This is a genomic window from Streptomyces iranensis, from assembly GCF_017874715.1.
Taxonomy (GTDB): Bacteria; Actinomycetota; Actinomycetes; order Streptomycetales; family Streptomycetaceae; genus Streptomyces; species Streptomyces iranensis.
The window spans coordinates 353,199-373,291 of record NZ_JAGGLR010000003.1; the positions used below are offsets into that span (position 1 = coordinate 353,199).

A 20,093-nucleotide genomic window follows, 5' to 3' on the forward strand; every position below is an offset into this window, starting at 1 on the left:
CTCATGTCCGTCAAAGGTTCGCCCTCTAGCCTCCGGGCATGCCGATGACGCGCTCCACGGATGAGGCACTGGCACGGGCCGCCGTGCTCGCCCTGATCGCCCAGACGGAGCTGACGCCCAAACCGGGCCTCGCCGACACCCGCGATCTCCAGGCCCGCGCCACCGGTGCGGATCTGCTCGCGCTGCGCTGGTCGGCCAAGGCGCTGACGCCCGGGTTCGCGGCCATGGCCGCCGCGGCCCGCCGCCCCGGGGAGCCGACCCGGGCGCTGCGCGAGGAATTGGGTGCCATCGGCCGCTGCGCCGAGTGGACGATGGCACGGGCCGGTGGCGGCGCGGCCACCGGCCCCCTCCACCACGGCGCGCTGTGGGTGATGGGCCTGCTGGTGGCGGCCGCGGCGCTGCGCCCCGGCGCCGGGCCCGACGAGGTGACCGCCACCGCCAAACGGATCGCGGACCACCCCGACCGTGGTGCACCGCGCCGCCCCTCGCCTGGCTCGCATGTCTCCGCCACCTATGGGGCACCGGGCGCGCGCGGCGAGGCACGGGCCGCCTTTCCCCATGTGCGCCGCGCCCTGGACGCCCTGTCCCGGGCGCGTGCGGCGGGGGCCACCGAGACCCAGGCGCGCCTGGACGCGCTGCTCACCGTGATGAGCACCCTCCAGGACACCGGGCCGCTGTACCGGGCGGGCCCGCCCGGCCTCCGACGGGCGAAGGAGGGGGCGCATGCCGTGCTCGAGGCGGGTGGCACCGCCACGCCCGAGGGCGCCGCCGCCCTGTCCGTTCTGGACACGGAGTTGCGGGAGCGGGGCATCGCGCCGCGCGGAAGCGCCGTGCTGCTCGCGGGCGCCCTGTTCCTGGACGGTCTCCCGGCACCGGCGGTCCTGGCACCGGCGGTCATGGCGCCGTCCGGGCGGTGACTCCCCTCGGACTTCGGACTTCCGGGTGTTCAGTCCTTCGCCGGTGCCGTCAGCCCGTGGCGGTGGAGGAAGGCGTCGACGAGGCGGTCGGTGAACTCCTGGCCGACGGGTTCGCCGGTCACCAGCACCCGGTAGTAGACGGGGCCCATGAGCTGGTCGGTCTCGGCCGCCAGATCGAGGCCGGGCACCAACTCCCCGCGCTCCAGGGCCCGTTCCAGCGGAAGGCGGTCACGGCCGCGCTGGTCGTCGAGGTACCGGGACCGGAAGTCCTCGGCGAACGCCGGATCGTGCTGCGCGTGGGCGATCAGGGCCCTGAAGACGGCACCGGAATCGGACGAGCTGAGGAACCAGGCCAGCTCGCGCAGATAGGTGCGCAGGTCCCGGGCGAGGTCACCGTGGTCGCGCACGGTCAGGTCCTCGGCCACGTCCTGGAGGAAGGCGTCCATGAGGACGCCGGTCTTGGTGCTCCACCAGCGGTAGATGGTCTGTTTGGCGACACCGGCCCGGGTGGCGATGCCCTCCATGGTGACGCCCGCGAAGCCCTTCTCGACCAGCAGGTCGTCGGCCGCGTTCAGCACCGCGAGCCGGGCCTGCTCGCTGCGTCCGTGCCGGTTGCCGTGGTGGCGTGCCGCCGGTCGGCCGGTGCCGGGTGTCCCGGTGGTCTGTGTCGCGCGTGCCATCTCGCCTCCCCGGTCAGGATAGCGACCCGTCGGGGCCGCTCCGCCCGGGAGACCCCCGGCGTGGAGGAGGCATTACGTGTCAGCCGCCGCGTCCGGGCCGCATGGCTGGGCCCGCCTGCCGGTGGGAGATCACCGGCCCGCGGGCCCGGGTGCCGAGAGGGGGTGGCTAGTCCCGTTCCCCTTCGGCCTGTGAGGGAGTCGTCCTCTGTACGTCGGGGTGGCCGGTGTCCGTCTCGTCGTCGCGCTCGCCCTCGGCCTGCGAGGGGGTCGTCCACGGCACGTCGGGGTGGCCGGTTTCCCGTTTGCGTTCGGTGCGGGAGGGGGCTGCCTCGGTCATCTGATGCCTCCGCTCCTCGTGCCCTCCTGGTGCGGACGCGGCCCATTTTACGCCCGAATGCCCACATAGGTGCGGTGGCGATCATGAGGGCCGGAGCGAGGCCGGGAGCTGCCGGTGCACCAGCGCGGCGTACCGGCCCCCGGCGAGCATCAGGTCGTCGTGGCCACCCCGCTCCGTGAAACGGCCGTCGTCCAGGACGACGATCTCGTCCGCGTCCATGATCGTGCTGATTCGGTGCGCGACGACGATCCTGGTACAGCCCAGCGCGGACAGCTCACCGGCCACCTCCGCCTCGGTCACGGCGTCCAGATGACTCGTGGCCTCGTCCAGCACCAGCAGGGCGGGGTCGGCCAGGAGCGCGCGGGCGATCGCCAGACGCTGGCGCTGGCCCCCCGAGAGCGCGCTCCCACCCTCCGCCACATGCGTCTCCAGCCCCATGGGCATCCGCCGCACATCGGGGAGCAGCCCGGCCCGGCCGAGCGCCTCGAAGAGGGCCTCGTCGGACAGCCCGTCCCGGCCGAGCCGCAGATTCGATCCGATGGTGCCGCCGAAGACATGGGGTTCCTGTGTCACGACGCCGAAGCGGTGGCGCAGACTGTCCGCGTCGTACTCCTCGATGGCGCGCCCGTCGAGCAGCACCGTGCCCTCGATCGGCCGCAACAGCCCGGCGAGCAGGCGGATCATCGTCGTCTTCCCGGAGCCGCTGGCCCCGACGACGGCGAGTTTCGCGCCCGCGGGAACGCGCAGGGTCAGGTCGCGCAGGATCCATGGCCCCTGCCCGTAGCGGAAGCCCACACCGCGCAGCTCGATCTCGCCCCGCACCATGGCGGGGGCGGTGACACCCGGCCCTCGGACCTCCGGACGCTCGTCCAGCACATCGTGCACCCGCTCCAGATGGGCACCGATGGTCTGGAGGTAGCGCATGCTGGTGGCCAGCCCGGCGATCGGGGTGAGCAGCCCGGCCGCGATCGCGTTGAGCGCGATCATCGAGCCGATGGTCAGCGCGCCCGAGCGCACCTGCGCGATGCCCAGCAGCAACAACACCAGCGGGGAGGCCACCTGCAGCAGCAGGGTGAGGGAGTCGGTGAGGGCGTCCAGGCGGCGTCGGTGGAGCGCCGCCCGCAGATAGTCGTCCAGCGCCCCACGCCAGCGGTCGAGCACGGTGCCGACCAGCCCCGCGCTCTTCACGAACTCCGCGCCCCGCAGCGCGTCCACCGCCACCGACTGTGTGGCGGCCTCGGCGCTCAGCTCCCGTTTCGCCAAGGCGTTGGCCGGCCGCAGAGTGGCCAGCACGATGGCGATCTGCGCCGCGCCCAGTCCCGCCGCCAGGAGCGCGTACCAGGGACTGAAGGCGCACAGCAGCACCAGATAGCCCACCACGAAGACACTGTCGATGACCAGGGTGACCATGCGCGAGGTCAGCAGGTCTCTGATCACCGTGTTGCTGTTGAGGCGGGCCAGCAGATCCCCGCTGCTCCGGGCCTGGAAATAGCCGAACGGCAGCCGGAACAGATGAGTCATAAACCGGTCGCCGAGTGCGCCGTCCAGCCGGTGCTGCAGTACCAGCAGGGCTCCGGCCCGCCCCAGTCCGATCAGCGCGTACACCGATACGAAACCGGCGATGCTCAGGGAGAGACCCGAGAGTGTCCCGGCCCGTTCACCGATGAGCGTGTCGATGCCGTACTTGGTGAGGAACGCCGACCCCAGGGCGAGTAGCTGCACCATCCCGGAGAGCAGAACCGCGAGGGCGGCCCACCGCGGTGCCATCCGCATCATGTCGCGCACCAGCCGCAGCGGCCAGGAATCCCGGGGCCCGCGCCGCTCGACGAACGAGGAGCCGGGGGCGAACTCCAGCAGGGTGCCCGAGCTCCGGGCGCGGAACTCCTCATGGGAGACGGTGGCGCGTCCCTCGCCGGGGTCGAGCACTCGCACCCCCTTGCGCCCGACACCTCCCACCACCACGAAGTGGTGGTCGTCCCAGTGGGCGATGGCGGGCTTGCGCACCGCGCCGAGCGCGTCCGGCGGTACCTTCAGCCCCCGGGCCTCGAGCCCATGGGCGCGCGCGACCTCCAGGATCCGGCGGGCGCTCGCGCCATCGCGGCTCACCCCGAACTCCGCGCGCAGCTCCCGCAGGGGAACCCCGCGGCGGTGCGCCCCGAGCACCATGGCCAGACAGGCGGGACCGCACTCGACCTCGCTCATCTGGGCCACGAACGGCACCCGCGACCCCACCTGCCTGCCGCTCATATGTGTCTCCTCCCGCGCCGAGTTCCCTGGCGCAGCAGCGTGCGGCACACCGGTTCGGTCCCGGTTCACCGCCGGTTCACTTCACCGCTGACCGGCGCGGATGGCACCGCGAGGCGCGGCGGCACAAGGTTTTCGCAAGGTTCCCGGCCAACTCGCTCACCCAGTTTTGGCTGTGTCACACCGGGCTGACCGGAGTGATGTCCATGAACGAACCGATGAGAGCACGTCGAACGGAGGAACCATGAACCGGACCACCAAGGCATGGAAGGACCCGGTCTTCCGCGCCGGGCTGAGCTCCGAGGAGCTCAGCGCGCTGCCCGCCCACCCGGCGGGTGCCATCGAGCTGACCGACCAGCGGCTGGACAACGTCGTGGGCGGGGGGCTCACCGACACCTGGGTGACGTGCGGTCACAAGACCTGCCGCACCTGCTTCACCTGTGACTGGCTCTGTGGCTGACCCGGTGCGTCCTCGGACGCGGTGACCCATGAGCCATTCCGGCGCGGGCCCCACGGGGCCCGCGCCGGATCGGATCGCGATCGGGCCGTCTCCACGGCGACAGGGCCGTAGAGGGCGACAGGGCCGTCAAAAGTAGGGGGAGAAGTGAGGAATCGGCAGCAGGACATCCTGAACTCGACGACGTGGTGGCGAGGCGTGCCCCTGCACGACCGGTGGCCGGGCGCTCCGGCGGTCACCGCTGAGCAGCGTGCGCACGGGCTGCGCCGACTGGAGCTGTGGCGCAGCGGCATCCTCTTCTCCGCCGGAAGGCACACCACCGGCGTGGACCCGCTGGAGCGCTGGACGGCCACGGGGGTCACCGAGGAGGAGCTGATCACCCTGCTGGGCGAGCCGGCGGAGTCGCTCGCCGGGCGGCTGCCCACACCGGAGTGGCTGAAGGTGATCGCCGAGGCATGGCGTCATCACACCTCCGGCGACGGCGACGGCGACGGCGACGACGACGGCGACGACGGTGACGGTCACGGTGGCGGCGACGACGTCCGGGGCCATGTCCACGCGGCGACCCGCGGTCCCGGCCATGACCACGGTCACCGCCCCGGGCTCGGCCCGGCCGAACTGGCCCTCCCGCTGCTGCGCTGGGCCCGGGGGGAACTTCGGCGCCGGGTGTCCGGGCTGCCTTCGGACCATCCCCTCCTCCTCCCGCCCCTGGAAACGATCTCCGGCATGGTGTCCCGTGCCCTGGTTCTGGAGCTCAACGTGGCCAGGGTGACCGGGGAGCTGCCCGGCGCCACCCCCGAGGAGCGGTTCGCCTCGTTCATGGCCACGGTCCGCACCCCCGGGCGGGCGCTGGAGATCCTGTCCGAATACCCCGTACTGGCCCGTGAACTGGTCGCTTCGCTGCGCCACTGGATCGATGTGAGGCAGGAGTTCGCCGAGCGCTTCCTGGCCGATCTGCCCCGGCTGCGCGCGGTGTTCGGCGGCTCCTGGCGTGGTCTCGGCGATGTGACGGACATCGGCTTCGGCGCCGGTGATACTCACAACGGCGGCCGGTCGGTCGCGCTGTTCACCCTCTCCGACAGTACGAAGCTGGTCTACAAACCGCGGTCGGTCGCCGTCGAGCGCCACTTCAACGACCTGCTCGCCCGGCTCAACGACCGGGGGCTGCGCCATCCGCTGCGCATCGTGGAGGTGCTGCCCCGGCCCGGGTACGGATGGGTGGCGTACGTGGCCTCCGGGACGTGCGCCGACGAGGCCGGGGCCGACCGGTTCTTCTGGCGCCAAGGCGCCCATCTGGCCGTGTTCCACGCCATCTGCGGCGCCGATCTGCATCTGCAGAACCTGATCGCGGCGGGGGAGCACCCCGTCTTCGTCGACCTGGAGGCCACCTTCCTCGGGCGGTCCCGGGCGGTGGCCGACCCCGTCCTGCGGATCGCCGGCGCGGTGCCCGACGTCCTCAACGACTCCGTCCTGGGCATCGGGCTGCTGCCGGAGCGGATCATCGAGGTGGACGACTCGGGCTGGCGGGACGCGGAGATCAGCGGGCTCGCGGGCGGCGGCGGCCAGTTTTCCCCGAGCGTGCTGCCGACCTACGCCGGCCAGGGCACCGACGAGATGAGGCTGGTGCGCGAGCGAATGCCCATCGCCGGCGCGGCCAACCGGGCCTCCGTGGGCGGAACATCCGTCGACCCGCTGCGGTACCGCCGATCCCTGGCGGAGGGCTTCGAGTCCGCCTACGGGCTCATCGAACGGGAGCGGGACGAACTGCTCGCCGCGGACGGCCCGATCGCCGCCTTCGCCGAGGACGCCGTGCGCCATGTGCCCCGGCCGACCTCGGTCTACAGCCGCATCCTCGCCGAGTCGATGCACCCGGACGTCCTGCGTGACTCGCTGGACTGGGAGTATGTGCTCGAAGCAGGCCTCGCGGACGGGCATCGGGGCGTCGCGGGCAGGATCGAGCTGCTGACCAGCGAGCAGCGCCAGCTGGCCCGGCTCGATGTGCCGACTTACCACACCACGCCGTCCGCTACCGACCTGTGTGACGCGGACGGTGTTGTCGTCCACGACTTCCTGGCCACCTCCGGTATGGAGGCGGTGCGCGCCAAGATCCGCCGCATGGGCCCGATCGATCTGCGCCGCCAGAAGTGGTGCATCGACGCGTCACTGACGGGCCTCACCTTCGGCACCCGGACGCGGACCGCCCCCCGACCGCGGGAACTGCCCGACCGCCCCCTCGACACCCGGCTCGCCCTGCGGGCCGCGGCCGCCCTCGCGGACGAACTGCTCGACACCGCGGTGCACGGCACCGACGGCCAGCCCCCGCACTGGCTGTCGCTCAATGTCGTGGGGGAGCGCTACTGGCGCGCGGGACCCGCCGGGATCAGCCTCTACGACGGGGTGAGCGGTATCGCGCTGTTCCTCGCGCACCTCGGCTCGATGACGGGGGACCAGCGGTACCGGGAGGTGGCCGAACGCATCGCGCAATCGCTTGCGGACTCGCTGACCAGCCCCGACCGTGGCCGTCACCTTCGTTTCAGCTTGAGCATCGGGGGATTCGGCGAACTGGGGGGCGCCGTCTACACGCTCACCCATCTGGCCGCCCTGTGGGACACGCCCGAACTGCTCGACGCGGCCACCGCGCTGGTTCCTGAGCTGGCCGGGCGATTCGAGGGCGACCGAGAACTCGATGTGGTCCAGGGAACGGCCGGGGCGGCGCTGGCCCTGGCCGCGCTCCACCGGACGCGTCCGGACGAGCGCACCGCGGACGCGCTGCGGCTTGCCGCCGCCACCCTCGCCAAGGCGGCGACCGAGGTGACCGGCGGAGCGGCCTGGCGGACGGCGGTCGACCCCGACCGGCCGCTGCTGGGAATGTCCCACGGGGCGAGCGGCTTCGCCCTCGCCCTGGCCCGCGCGGCCGAGCTGACCGGCGAGGACCACCACTACCGGCTGTGCGAGGAGGCGCTCCGGTTCGAACGCCACGGTCTGGACCCCGGCCGGGGCAACTGGCCGGATCTGCGCAGCATCGTGCCGCGGGGATCCTTCATGGACGCCTGGTGTCACGGTGCCGCCGGTATCGGGCTGGTCCGGGCGGCGCTGCTCGGCGTCGAGGGGCTCGCCGATGCCCATGAGCTCCTCGCGGAGGACCTGCGCATCGCGGTCGGCACCGTCCGCGGCGACCTGCTGGGGGACGGTGTCGGCGCGGGACTGGGCAACGACTCGCTGTGCCACGGGGATCTGGGGCTGGTGGCGGCGCTGCTCGCGGCCGGTCCCGCGCTGGGGGAGACCGACGACCTCGGCCCCCGCGTGGCGCGCCAGGTGGCCGACCGGGTGCTGACCGGGGACGTCCGTCCCGGCGTCCCGATGGGGGTGACCACCCCAGGACTGATGACCGGATCGGCCGGGATCGGATACGGGCTGCTGCGCGTGGCCGCACCGGACCGGGTGCCCGACGTCCTCACCCTCGCCGCCCCCGGAGCCGACGGCGGATGCGACGGGCGCCGTCACGGTGGACGCCGATGACCCCGGCACCGGTGCGCTACCGCATCCTCGGGCCACTGGAGATCCGGGGACCGGACGGCGCCTTCCGCATGGTCAGCCAGGCCAAGTGCCGTGCGCTGCTGGCCGCACTGCTCGTCAGCGCGGGCCGTACGGTGCCGGCCGGGGAACTGCTGGAGCAGCTCTGGCCGGGCGGAGCGCCGAAGTCCGCCCCCAAGCTGGTCCAGCAGTACGTCCACCGGCTCAGGCGCGCGCTTCCCGGGCCCCCGCACGAGCGATGCCCGGCGGTGCGGGGCGGAAGCCCACTGCTCACCAGCCCGCCGGGCTACCGGCTGGCGGTGGACCCCGGTGAGCTGGACGCCGACCGCTTCACGGCGCTCGCGAGGGTGGCGCGCGGGGCCCTGGCCGAAGGGCGGACCGGGCAGGCGGCGGAGGGGCTGCGGCGGGCCCTGGACATGTGGCGCGGGCCCCTGCTCGCCGATGTGCCGGACTTCCCCGCGATCACGGCCGAACTCGTACGGCTGGAGGAGGCGCGGCTCTTGGCCACCGAGGCATGGGTGTGGGCCGAAGTGCACCAGGGACACGCCCATGACGTCGTACCCGAACTGGAGATCCTGGTCGCGGCCCATCCGCTGCGCGAGTCCTTCCGCCATCAGCTCATGATCGCGCTGTGTCTGACCGGGCGCCGTGCCGACGCGCTCGGTGCGGCCCGGCAGTTGCGGCACGTACTGGCCGAGGAGCTGGGTATCAGGCCGGGAGCGGACGTCCTCGCCATGGAGCAGGCGATCATCCGGGACTCCCTCGCGGATCTGCCGGGGCTGGTGTCGAAGGCGATCGGCGCGCCGCCGGCCGTCCGGGGCGTATGAAGGGCGCGTCCGGGCGATAGCAGGTCCCCCCGGCGTCCGGCTCGCGTTCCTCGTCGTGATGTCCCTTCCATACCGGGAAGTCCTCCCCGTACCTTAGGGAGTTGTTGACTCGGTATTGCGCCGACTGTCATACACAGGTGGTCGGCGCGGGGGCTACGACACAACGGGGGAAAACGCATGGGGGCGCGATTCGGCGTGCTCGGTGCCATAACGGTGTGGCGGGACGGGACGCCGGTGGACGTGGGGCACGCACGGCAGCGGCTGGTGCTCGCGGCGCTGGCCGTCGACGCGGGGCGGGTGGTGCCCACGGGGCCGCTGGTGGACCGGGTGTGGGGGGCGGGGGTGCCCCGGCGCGGCCGGGAGGCGCTGTACGCGTATGTGTCCCGGTTACGGCAGGCGCTGGCGGGCACGGGGGCGGAGCTGGTACGCGAGCAGGGCGGCTACCGGCTGGCGGCGGAGGCCGGCGCGGTGGACGTGCTCCGGTTCCGCGAGACGGCCGGCCGAGCTCGTGCCGCCGGCAGCGGGGAGGAGGCGGCGGCGCTGTGGGAGACCGCCCTGGGGCTGTGGCGGGGCGAGGCGTTCGCCGGGGGGGACACGCCCTGGTTCAACGCCCAGCGTTCGGTGCTCGAGGCCGAGCGGTTCACCGGGCAGCTGGACCTGATGGACGTGCGGTTGCGGCTGGGCCAGCACGGCCGGGCACTGCCCGAGCTGGCCGCCCGCGCCGAGGCGTATCCGCTGGACGAGCGGGTGGCCGGACAGCTGATGCTGGCCCTGTACCGGTGCGGGCGCCAGACCGAGGCACTGGAGCACCATGAGCGCATCCGGCGCCGGCTGGCCGAGGAGACGGGGCTCGATCCCAGCCCGCCGCTGGTGCTGCTGCGCCAGCGGATCCTCACCGCGGATCCGGCGCTCGACCTCGCCCCGGCCACGGCGCCCGTGGCGCCCCGACGGCGACCGCGGCCGGTGCCTCAGCAACTCCCCGCCCCGCCGGTCACGTTCGTCGGCCGGGAGCGGGAGCTCGCCGCGCTCGACGACCTGTGCGAGACCGTCGACGGTGAGGGCGCGCTCGACATCGCGGCGATCAGTGGTGTCGGCGGGGTGGGCAAGACCTGGCTGGCGCTGCGCTGGGCCCATCGCAACCTGCCGCGCTTCCCGGACGGGCAGCTGTATGTGAACCTGCGCGGGTTCGCTCCCGCCGCCGGCCCCGTGCCCGCGGCGGCGGCCGTACGCGGCTTCCTCGGCGCCCTGGGCGTGGATCCGCAGGAGATGCCCGCCGATCCGGAGGCACAGGCCGGGCTGTACCGGTCGCTGATCGCCGACCGCCGGATGCTGATCATGCTGGACAACGCCCGCGACGCCGACCAGGTGCGGCCGCTGCTGCCCGGTACGGGCGGCTGTGTGGTGCTGGTGACCAGCCGTGACCGCCTGACCGGACTGGTCGCCGCCAATGGGGCACGTCCGTGTGCGGTGGACCCGCTCACCGACGGCGAGGCGCGGCTGCTTCTGGAACGGCACCTGAGGCGGATCCGGCGGACGGACGATCCGGAGGCGTTCGACGCGATCGTCGCGGCGTGCGTGGGGCTGCCGCTGGCGCTCGCGGTGGTGGCCGCGAGGGTCGCCGTGACCCCGCGGTTTCCGCTGCGGACGCTCGCCGCGGAGCTGCACGACACCCAGCTCGGCCTGGACGCCTTCAGCGGGGGCGATACCGCGACCGATGTACGGGCGGTGTTCTCCTGGTCGTATCACGTGCTCGGCCCGGACGCCGCACGGCTGTTCCGGCTGCTCGGCCTCCATCCCGGACCGGACATCTCCCTCCCGGCCATGGCGGGCCTGGCCGGTCTCCCGGTTTCCCGGGTGCGCCCCCTGCTGGCCGAGCTGGCCCGGGTGCACCTGGTCGGGGAGGTCACGCCCGGCCGGTACACGCTGCACGACCTGCTCCGCGCCTACGCGGGCGAATTGGCCCACACCGTGGACCCCGAGGCCGACCGTAGGAGTGCGCGGCGCCGTGTCGTCGACCACTATCTGCACACCGCCGATCGCGCGGCAGGGCTGCTGGACCCGCATCGGGACCGCGTCCCCCTGTCACCCGCCGTGCCGGATGCCTGCCCGCAGGAGATGGCGGACCAGGCCGCGGCGCTCGGCTGGTTCACCGCGGAGCACGCCGTACTGCTGGGCGTGGTCGACCTGGCGACCGGTGCCGATCTGGACGCGGGCGCCTGGCGGCTGGCCAGGAACCTGGAGACCTATTTCGACTACCGCGGACACTGGCACGACTGGGCCGCCGTCCAGCGCATCGCCCTCGGCGCGGCCCAGCGGCTCGGCGATCCGGCGTGGCAGGCCGGCGCCCACCGTGGCCTGGGCAGCTGCCTCACCCAGATGGGCCGCCTAGACGAGGGACACCGCCACTTCCGTCACGCCCTCGACCTCTACGAGCGGCTGGGCGATCCCGTCCGTCAGGCACATGTCCACCGGGGCCTGGGCTGGGTCTGCGGCCGGCTGGACGGCCACCGGGACGCGCTCGGCCACAACGAACGTGCCCTGACGCTCTATCGGCAGGCGGGGCACCGGGCCGGGGAGGCCCTGGCGCTGAACAACGTCGGATGGGTGCACGCGGTACTGGGCGACTACCGGCAGACGCTGGAGTACTGCGCCCAGGCGGTGTCCGTGAACCAGGAGATCGAGGACCGGCATGCCGAGGCCGGGGCGTGGGACAGCCTCGGCTACGCCCATCACCACCTGGCCGAGTACCCCGCCGCCGTGACGTGCTACGTCCGGGCCCTGCGCCTGGTGCGTGGCTTCGGCGATCGGTACAACGAGACCGAGATCCTGAACCATCTCGGCGACACGCAGCTGGCCGCGGGCGACCTGGACGCCGCCCGTGCCGCCCGGGGCCAGGCCCTGGAGATCGCCCTCGAGATCGGCCATCCGGACACCGACGAGCTCCGTGCCAAACGGGACGATCTCGACCCGGCGGGCTCCGGGGGCCCCAGGGCCCCGCATCCGGCCCTGCGCTGATGTCGGCACGTGAGAATGTCTAGACCAGTGTCATGTTCACTGCCATGATGACTCTGCACTTCCGGCACCCCCCGCTTCATGAAACCCCCCATTCCCCCCGCTGACGCGGCCCCGTGGGGCCGCGCGAGAGGTGGCGTATGTCCAGACGCGTCTCCACCCGATTCCGGACCCTGCCCTGCTGGGCGTCGGCCTTACTCCTGGCCCTGGGCATGACCGCGCTGGCCCCCGAGGCGTCCGCCCAGCCGGCCGTGCCGAGCACGATCCCGCTGAAGTTCACCAACAACTCCGGGCGCGGCGACCAGATCTACGTCTATACGATCGGCACCCTGCTCTCGACCGGGCAGCAGGGCTGGGCCGACGCCTCCGGGACCTTCCACCCCTGGCCCGCCGGTGGCAACCCGCCCACTCCGGCGCCCGACGCGTCGATCGCCGGACCGGCGGGCGGCCAGTCCCTGACGATCCGCATCCCGAAGCTCTCCGGCCGGGTCTACTTCTCCTACGGCAAGAAGATCGACTTCAGGCTCACCACCGGCGGTCTGGTGCAGCCCGCCGTGCAGAACCCCTCCGACCCCAACCGGAACATCCTGTTCAACTGGAGCGAGTTCACCCTCGACGACTCCGGGCTGTACATCAACAGCACCCAGGTCGACATGTTCTCCGCGCCGTACGCGGTGGGGGTGCAGGGCGCCGACGGCAGCGCGAAGACCACCGGCCACCTCAAGCCCGGCGGCTACAACGGCGTCCTCAACGCGCTGCGCGCACAGGGCGGCGGCTGGGGCAAGCTCATCCAGACCCGCCCGGACGGCACCGTGCTGCGGGCCCTGTCACCCGGGCACGGCATCGAGGCGGGCGCCCTGCCCGCCAACACGATGGACGACTACATCAACCGGGTGTGGCAGAAGTACGCCGCCACCACCCTTACGGTCACGCCCTTCGCCGACCGGCCGAACACCAAGTACTTCGGGCGGGTCTCCGGCGGCGTCATGAACTTCACCAATGGTTCGGGAGCCGTGGTCACCAGCTTCCAGAAGCCGGACTCCGACTCCGTCTTCGGCTGCTACAAGCGCCTCGACGCACCCAACGACCAGGTGCGCGGCCCGATTTCGCGGACCCTGTGCGCGGGCTACAACCGCACGACCCTGCTCACCAACCCCAACCAGCCGGACACCGGTGACGCCGGGTTCTACACCGACGGCGTGACCAACCACTACGCCCGCGTCATCCACGGCCAGATGGCCGACGGAAAGGCGTACGCCTTCGCCTTCGACGACGTCGGCCAGCACGAGTCGCTCGTCCACGACGGCAATCCGCAGCAGGCGTCCATCACCCTGGACCCCTTCAACTAGGCCGGGAGGAGGCACGGCATGAGAGGCAAGAGACCGCTGCGCACCCGCCTGGCCGCCCTCGCCACCGGAGCACTCGCCCTGCTGGCCCCGCAACTCCTCCCGGCCACGGCCGAGGCGGCGCCGTCCGCCACCGTGTGCAACAAGTACTGCGACGCCCGCGATCCGGCGCTCGCCCCGCAGAGCCGCACCCCCGTCACGGCCACCGTCTTCTCCCGCTCCATCGCCCTGCACTTCGACGACACCGACGCGATGGGCTGGGCCTCCATCGACAACGGCAGCCCCGGTGACGAGGTGTGGCTGGACCGTTCCTTCGACGGCGGCCGGACCTGGTCCTCGGGCAGCCGCCTCGGCAACACCGCCATCCCCGCCGGACAGCGCGGCTGGCGCACCCTGATGTACAACGTGGACGACTGGGGTGCCCGGGGCATCGGCGCGCTGCGGGCCTGCGGCAAGGCCGGTGACCGCGCCGACATCGCGTGCACGCCGTGGGCCCGTACGACCTGGAACGCATGGGACCGCCGTACGGCCGCCGCCACCGCCCAGATGGCGTTCTACTCGAACGGGACCGGCCTGTTCTCCACCACCGGCTGGTGGAACTCGGCCAACGCCCTCACGGCCGTCATCGACAACATCCGCGTCACGGGCATGCGCAGCTATGAGTACGCGATCGCCCGCACCTACGACCTCAACCTCGGTGCGCAGGGCGGGCAGTTCCGGAACGACTACATCGACGACACCGGCTGGTGGGGTCTGGCCTGGGTGGCGGCCTACGACCTCACCGGGGACTCCCGCTATCTCGCCACCGCCCGCGCCGACGCCGACTACATGGCCTCCTACTGGGACTCCACCTGTGGCGGCGGTGTGTGGTGGAGTACGGCGAAGACGTACAAGAACGCCATCGCCAACTCCCTCTACCTCCAGCTGAGCGCCGCCCTGCACAACCGGATCCCCGGCGACACCGCCTATCTCCAGCGGGCGAAGGCGGAGTGGACCTGGTTCCAGGGCACCGGCATGGTGAACTCCTCGAACCTGGTCAACGACGGCATCGACCTGGGCACCTGCAAGAACAACGGCAGCGCGGTCTGGTCCTACAACCAGGGTGTGCTGCTCGGCGGCCTCACCGAGCTGTACCGGGCGACCGGTGACGGGTCCGTGCTCGACACGGCCCGTCGCATCGGCACGGCCGCCACCACGTCGTCCCAGCTCAACACGGCCGACGGCATCCTCAGGGACCCCTGCGAGACCGGCGACTGCGGTGCCGACGGCCCATCGTTCAAGGGTGCCCATGTGCGGGGGCTGGCCAAGCTGAACGCGGCCCTGGCCGACCACCCCTACACGGCCTACCTCAAACGGCAGGCGGACCGCGCCTACGCCGCCGACCGCAACGCCCTGGACCAGTACGGACTGCGCTGGTCAGGACCGCTGGACAAGACCGACGCGGCACGACAGCACAGCGCACTGGACCTGATGAACGCGGCCTCCTAGACAACGACAGCGGCCGCGACAGCGGCCATGACAGTGGCCGCGGCAGCGCTCATCAGGGCCGCAGGATGAGCTTGCCGCGGCTGTGGCCGGTCTCGCTCCGCACATGGGCCTCGGCGGCGTCGGCGAGCGGGAAGCTGCGCACCACGGGCACCCGCAGCCGGCCCTCCGCGGCGAGCCGGGCGTAGTCGGCGATGGCCTCCAGGCGGCGGCCGCCGCCACCCGCCGAGAAGGTGACACCGAGATCGGCGGCCGCGGGGTCGGCGATGGTGACGACGCGGTCGGTCGTGCCGCCCCGCAGCTCGATCGACACGGGCAGGGCGCCCTGCCCGGCCGCGTCGTAGACGGCGTCGACACCCTTGGGCGCCACGGCGCGCACCCGGTCGGCCAGGCCCTGGCCATAGGCCACCGGGATCGCGCCGAGCGAGCGCAGATAGTCGTGGTTGGCGGGCGAGGCGGTGCCGATGACGGTGGCGCCCCGGGCCACCGCGAGCTGGACACCGACCCCGCCGACCGCACCGGCGGCCCCGTGCAGCAGCAGGGTCTCGCCCTCCTTCAGCCCCAGCAGGTCCAGGACGCGTGCCGAGGTCTCGGCGGCCACCGGCAGCGCGGCGGCCGTCTCCCAGTCGAGGCCGGCCGGCTTGGGGGCGACATCCGTGGCCAGCGCGTACGGGGCGTAGGCCCCGGTGTCCGTCCAGCCCAGCACCTCATCGCCCACCGACACATCGGTGACCCCGTCACCGACCTCGTCGACGACCCCGGCCGCCTCCCCACCCGGGATCGCGGGGAACGACGCGGGGCCCATCTGCGGCATCCAGCCACTGCGGATCTTGTAGTCGAGGGGGTTCACGGCGGCGGCCATGACCTTCAGCCGCACCTGCCCGGGACCCGGATGGGGCTCCTCCGTCTCCTTCAGCCGCAGCACCTCGGGGCCGCCGTACTCCTCGTAGACGATCGCCTTCATCACTCTCACTCCCGTCAGCCCTGTCGAGGGGGCATGTTTGTAGCGACAACGCCATCCTCGGCCGGGACATGCCCCGCCCCGGCTGTTCTTCCGGCCAGTTCCATCTGGCCGGAAGAACAGCCGGGGCCGCGGGACGGGCCCATTACGCTGACGGACATGGACCTCACGGCCGCAGTCGATGTGATCCGGGCGCCCCTGGGCGAGATCCTGCCGGGCCTGTCCGCCGCGCTCTCCGAGGCGATCGCGCACCGGGCGGTGGCCGAGCTCTCCGGCAACTGCCCGCACTCACCGTTCAAGACCCATGGCGACCCGCCCGGCGAGCCCGGAACCGTCATCACCAGCGCCGAGATGGCCGCCATCCTCCCGGTGGCGCGCGCCGAGGGAACCTGGCAGGGCCGGGCGTGGATGGCCGGGACCGAGGTGCCCGTGCTGGCCGTGCACAGCGACGCCACCGCGCGGGGCGCGCTGCTCGTCCTCGTACGGACCGAGGAGGCCCCCGTCCCGGCCGAGGCCTTGGCGGCGGCCCGCGCCCTGTGGGACCTGGTGACCGCGCACCGCGACCGGATGGCCTTCGAGGCGGTGCCCGGGATGCTGGTCCAGTCGCGGGCCGCGGCCGCGGCGCGGGCCACGGCCATCGCCGAGCTCGTCGACGCCCACGGCGCCGCCCTGTCCGCGCTGCTCGGCGTGTTGCGCGGCCGCGATCTGGACGACCGGACCGCTCGGGCCCGTGCGGTGGACCTCGCCGTCGGCGCCCTGGCCGAACTGCGCGCCCGCACCGACCGCGATCAGGCGCTGGTGGAGGAGCCGGTCGGTGACGCCTTCGCCCGGCTCGCCGAATCGCTCCGCCCGGAGCTGCGCGGCCTGTCCGTACGGCTGGACCTCGGCCCGCCCGGCACCGAGGAGGGCGCGGACCGGCTGCTCGCCGCAGACGTGGCCAATACGGCCCGCGCGGTGGTACGGGCGGTGGTGCACGCCATGCTCGACGAGCAGGGACCGGGCCGGGACGGCGCGCCGCGCCCGGTGCACCGCGTGCACATCGGCTGGAAGGTCGGCGAGGGCGAGCTGCGCGCCACCGTACGGGACGACGGCCCCGGAGTCCTCAGGCGGACCGTCCTGGACGCCCGCCGGGTCGGGGAGCGGCTGGCCGCGCTGGGCGGACGGCTGGACGTGGACGCGGTCCCGGAGTGGGGCACCACGGTGACGGCCACCGTGCCGCTCGGCCCGCCGCGGCCGGCCCGCGAGGATCCGCTGGACGGCCTGGGGGCGCGCGAGCTGGAGGTGCTGGAGCGGCTGGCCCGCGGACGGCGCAACCGGCAGATCGCCCAGGAGCTCCACATCAGCGAGTCGACGGTGAAGTTCCACGTGGCGAACATCCTGGAGAAGCTGGGTGTCACCTCGCGTGGCGAGGCGGCCGCGCTGGCCCACGCGTGGGGGGCCACCGGCTCCTGAGCGGCCGCCGACATGGCGTACCCGGCAGGCACGTCGGCGGACAGCCTTACGCCTTGGAACGTATCGTTGGCGGGAACGGCGAGCGGAGCGTTTGATGACCACACCGCGGGACCTGCTGATCGTCACTCTGGACGTGGCGCCCATCCGACCCCTGGAGCGGGGCGACCTGTCGCTCGCGCTCGCGGGAGCCGAGCTGATCGACCTCCTCGGCACCGAGGCGCTCACGATCGAGGACGAGCGGATCGTGCCGGGGCTCTGCCCGCCGACCGGGGATCGCCTGCTGGACGAGGCCGCGGCGTCACTCATCCGCCAGCCGCCGCACGAGCCGGTCGGCGAGTGGCTGTGGCGCAGGGGCCGCGGTCTGTCCTCCGCCTATCTGGACGCCCTGGAGGAGGCGGGACAGATCACCCGGCGGCGCCACGGCTGGCTGCCGCTCCGCGCCGGTCAGGCGGTGCCGGTCGACTCGCCCGGCCGCCGCCACGCGACGGACCGCTGGGCCTCGGACGAGCCCGTCCTCGCCACCCTCGCGGCGGCCATCGGGATCCGCGAGGAGCCCGCGGAAGACGCCGCGGGCGCGGCCGGCGACGCGACCGTGACCGTGCTGGCCGCCGTCAACGACGCCGTGATGGAGCTGGAGGCCGAGCGGCAGCGGCGGGCCATCGAGGAAGCGGCCTACGACAACATCTGGCGCGGCGAATGACCGAGCGATCGGTTCGCCACCGCGTCAGACGGCGGACCAGCCGTTGTCGACGGGCAGGATGACGCCGTTGACGTTGCCGGCGGCGTCGGAGGCGAGGAAGACGATGGCGGCGGCCTGCTCCTCGGCCGTGGCGATCCTGCCCATGCTGGTGGCATGGGCGCCTATGACGGCCGGGCCGTGAGCCCCGGGCCGGGCGTCGACCCGGATGCCGGTCGCGGTGCCGCCCGGGGCGATGGCGTTGGCGCGGATCCCCTGGTCCCGGTACATCACGGCGAGGGACTTCACCAAGCCGACGACACCGTGCTTGGAGGCGGTGTAGGCGGTACCGGCCGCACTGCCGCGCAGCGCGGCCTCGGACGCGGTGAAGACGATCTCGCCGCGGCCCGCGGCCAGCATATGCGGCAGCACGGCCCTTGTGAGCATGAAGGGCGCCGTCAGATTGACCCGCAGGACACGCTCCCATTCGGCGTCGTCGGTGTCCGCGGCCGCCGAGAAGCGGTCCATCACACCGGCGTTGTTGACCAGGACGTCGAGGCCGCCGAACTCCTCCACCGCCGTGGCCACCACCTGGTCCACCACCCGCTGATCGCCGAGGTCGCCGATGACCGCGCGGGCCGTTCCCCCTTGTGCTCCCACGGCCGCGACGACCTGCTCGGCACCGTCCCTGTCGAGGTCCGCCACCAGCACCTTCGCGCCCTCCTGGGCGAACGCCAGGGCCGCGGCCCGGCCGATCCCCGACGCCGCTCCGGTGACGATGACGGCACGGCCCCCGAGTCCGGTGCTGCTCACGTGTTCCGCTCTTCCCTGGATCTCGATGTCACCAGGTCACGGGCAGTTCGTAGACGCCGTAGACCGATCCGTCGTGTTTGAACGGGATCCGCTCCAGCTCGGTGGCCGGCCGCAGAGTGGGGATACGGCGGTAGAGGGTGCCGTAGACGACCTGGAGCTCCATCCGGGCCAGTGGCTGGCCCAGGCACTGGTGCACCCCGAAGCCGAAGGCCACATGGCGGCGGGCGTCCCGCCGGAGGTCCAGCCGGTCGGGCTCGGCGAACATCCCGGGGTCCCGGTTGGCGATGTCATTGGCCAGGATCAGCCCCTCGCCCGCGCGGATGACCTCCCCGCCGATCTCGATGTCCGCCATCGCCACCCGGCGCCGTCCGCTGTGGGTGATGTGCAGATAGCGCAGCAGTTCCTCCACCGCCGACGCGATCAGCCGGCGGTCGTCGGTGTCGCGCAGCAGGGCGAGTTGCCCGGGGTGCTCGAACAGGGCGAGGGTGCCGAGCGCGATCATGTTCGCGGTGGTCTCGTGGCCCGCGATCAGCAGCAGCACACCCATCTGCGCGGCCTCGTTGCGGGACAGCTCGCCCGCCGTGACCCGCTCGGCAAGACCGGACAGCAGATCGTCCACGGGACGGGCGATCTTCTCGCCCATCAGCCCGTCCAGATACTCGATCAGATTGCCATGGGCGGCCGAGCGCTGCTCGGGGGTGACGTTCCGGTTGATGATGACCTTGCTGTTGTCCTGGAAGAAGTCGTGGTCGGTGTAGGGCACTCCGAGCAGCTGACAGATGACCAGCGAGGGCACCGGCAGGGCGAACGCCTCCACCAGGTCCACCGGGTTCGGACCGGCCAGCAGCTCGTCGATCAGATCGTCCACGATCTTCTGCACACCGGGCCGCATGGCCTCCACCCGCTTGATGGCGAACGGCGCCGTCACCATCCGCCGCAGCCGGGCGTGCTCGGGGTCGTCCTTCAGGATGAAGCTGACCCCCGTACCTCCGGGTGGCATCGGGGCCTGGCGGGGGTAGCCGGGCCGGTGGATGTCGGCGCTGACCCTCGGATCGCCCAGCAACGCCCGCTGATCGGCGTACCGGGTCACCAGCCACGGCGTACTGCCGTCCCACAGGCGGACCCTCGCCAGCGGGCCCTCTTGCTGCAGGTCCCGCAGTGCCGGGGGCGGGTCGAACGGGCAGCCCGCCGCCCTGGCCATCGGAAACTCCGGGGCCCGCGCGGCGCGCTCGTCCACCGGGTTCACTGTGCTGGTCATCGCTCCCTCAATTCGTTTGAGGCGTGTGGTGGAACCCCCGTTGTCCCCCGTTGTCCCCCGTTGCTCCCCGTTGTCCCTCGACGGCCCTCGACGG

At 72.7% G+C, this 20,093-nt stretch carries 15 protein-coding genes; 9 read left to right on the forward strand and 6 right to left on the reverse strand.

Annotation, left to right across the window (positions count from 1 at the left end):
* Window positions 1–44: 44 nt before the first annotated feature.
* Window positions 45–917, forward strand: coding sequence for a triphosphoribosyl-dephospho-CoA synthase (locus J2Z30_RS07520; protein WP_044582412.1), 873 nt, complete (start codon window positions 45–47; stop codon window positions 915–917).
* Window positions 918–946: 29 nt separating this feature from the next.
* Here J2Z30_RS07520 and J2Z30_RS07525 read toward each other — a convergent pair whose 3' ends face one another.
* From J2Z30_RS07525 to J2Z30_RS07535, 3 genes are all read right to left on the reverse strand, one after another.
* A complete protein-coding gene (locus J2Z30_RS07525; protein WP_044579863.1) occupies window positions 947–1,597 on the reverse strand; it encodes a TetR/AcrR family transcriptional regulator in 651 nt (216 codons plus the stop codon).
* Window positions 1,598–1,763: 166 nt separating this feature from the next.
* Window positions 1,764–1,934, reverse strand: coding sequence for a hypothetical protein (locus J2Z30_RS07530; RefSeq protein WP_209468609.1), 171 nt, complete (start codon window positions 1,932–1,934; stop codon window positions 1,764–1,766).
* Window positions 1,935–2,015: 81 nt separating this feature from the next.
* Window positions 2,016–4,181, reverse strand: a complete 2,166-nt coding sequence (locus J2Z30_RS07535; RefSeq protein WP_052701811.1) for a peptidase domain-containing ABC transporter — start codon at window positions 4,179–4,181, stop codon at window positions 2,016–2,018.
* Window positions 4,182–4,422: 241 nt separating this feature from the next.
* On the opposite strand from J2Z30_RS07535, the gene J2Z30_RS07540 reads away from it, so the two are divergent.
* The 6 genes from J2Z30_RS07540 to J2Z30_RS07565 all read left to right on the forward strand — a co-directional run bounded on the left by J2Z30_RS07540 (window position 4,423) and on the right by J2Z30_RS07565 (window position 14,842).
* Entirely contained in the window at window positions 4,423–4,638 is a 216-nt protein-coding gene (locus tag J2Z30_RS07540; protein WP_044579866.1) for a mersacidin/lichenicidin family type 2 lantibiotic, read from the forward strand.
* A gap of 144 nt (window positions 4,639–4,782) precedes the next feature.
* The gene (locus J2Z30_RS07545; RefSeq protein ID WP_209468599.1) at window positions 4,783–8,154 is read left to right on the forward strand and encodes a type 2 lanthipeptide synthetase LanM family protein; all 3,372 of its coding nucleotides are present in this window, start codon (window positions 4,783–4,785) and stop codon (window positions 8,152–8,154) included.
* A complete protein-coding gene (locus tag J2Z30_RS07550; RefSeq protein ID WP_052701814.1) occupies window positions 8,151–8,996 on the forward strand; it encodes an AfsR/SARP family transcriptional regulator in 846 nt (281 codons plus the stop codon). Before J2Z30_RS07545 ends, J2Z30_RS07550 begins: the two co-directional genes overlap by 4 nt.
* A 177-nt stretch (window positions 8,997–9,173) precedes the next feature.
* Window positions 9,174–12,011 carry an AfsR/SARP family transcriptional regulator gene (locus tag J2Z30_RS07555; RefSeq protein ID WP_044579872.1) on the forward strand — a complete coding sequence of 946 codons (2,838 nt, stop codon included), beginning with the start codon at window positions 9,174–9,176 and terminating at the stop codon, window positions 12,009–12,011.
* 137 nt (window positions 12,012–12,148) lie between these two features.
* Entirely contained in the window at window positions 12,149–13,357 is a 1,209-nt protein-coding gene (locus tag J2Z30_RS07560) for a glycoside hydrolase family 64 protein (protein WP_044579874.1), read from the forward strand.
* 18 nt (window positions 13,358–13,375) lie between these two features.
* Window positions 13,376–14,842 (forward strand): glycoside hydrolase family 76 protein, encoded by a 1,467-nt coding sequence (locus J2Z30_RS07565; protein WP_044579876.1) that lies wholly within the window; start codon window positions 13,376–13,378, stop codon window positions 14,840–14,842.
* 52 nt (window positions 14,843–14,894) lie between these two features.
* On the opposite strand, the gene J2Z30_RS07570 is transcribed toward J2Z30_RS07565, so the two are convergent.
* Window positions 14,895–15,803, reverse strand: a complete 909-nt coding sequence (locus J2Z30_RS07570) for an NADP-dependent oxidoreductase (RefSeq protein ID WP_044579878.1) — start codon at window positions 15,801–15,803, stop codon at window positions 14,895–14,897.
* Window positions 15,804–15,959: 156 nt separating this feature from the next.
* Here J2Z30_RS07570 and J2Z30_RS50805 point away from each other — a divergent pair, with 156 nt between their 5' ends.
* On the forward strand, window positions 15,960–17,252 hold the full coding sequence (locus J2Z30_RS50805) for a LuxR C-terminal-related transcriptional regulator (protein ID WP_044579881.1): 1,293 nt from the start codon (window positions 15,960–15,962) through the stop codon (window positions 17,250–17,252).
* A gap of 94 nt (window positions 17,253–17,346) precedes the next feature.
* Entirely contained in the window at window positions 17,347–17,952 is a 606-nt protein-coding gene (locus J2Z30_RS07580; protein ID WP_044579883.1) for a GOLPH3/VPS74 family protein, read from the forward strand.
* A 24-nt stretch (window positions 17,953–17,976) separates the two neighbouring features.
* Here the strand turns inward: J2Z30_RS07580 and J2Z30_RS07585 are convergent, their stop codons facing one another.
* Window positions 17,977–18,741, reverse strand: coding sequence for an SDR family NAD(P)-dependent oxidoreductase (locus J2Z30_RS07585; RefSeq protein ID WP_044579884.1), 765 nt, complete (start codon window positions 18,739–18,741; stop codon window positions 17,977–17,979).
* 28 nt (window positions 18,742–18,769) lie between these two features.
* The gene (locus J2Z30_RS07590; protein WP_044579885.1) at window positions 18,770–19,999 is read right to left on the reverse strand and encodes a cytochrome P450; all 1,230 of its coding nucleotides are present in this window, start codon (window positions 19,997–19,999) and stop codon (window positions 18,770–18,772) included.
* Window positions 20,000–20,093 lie beyond the last annotated feature (94 nt).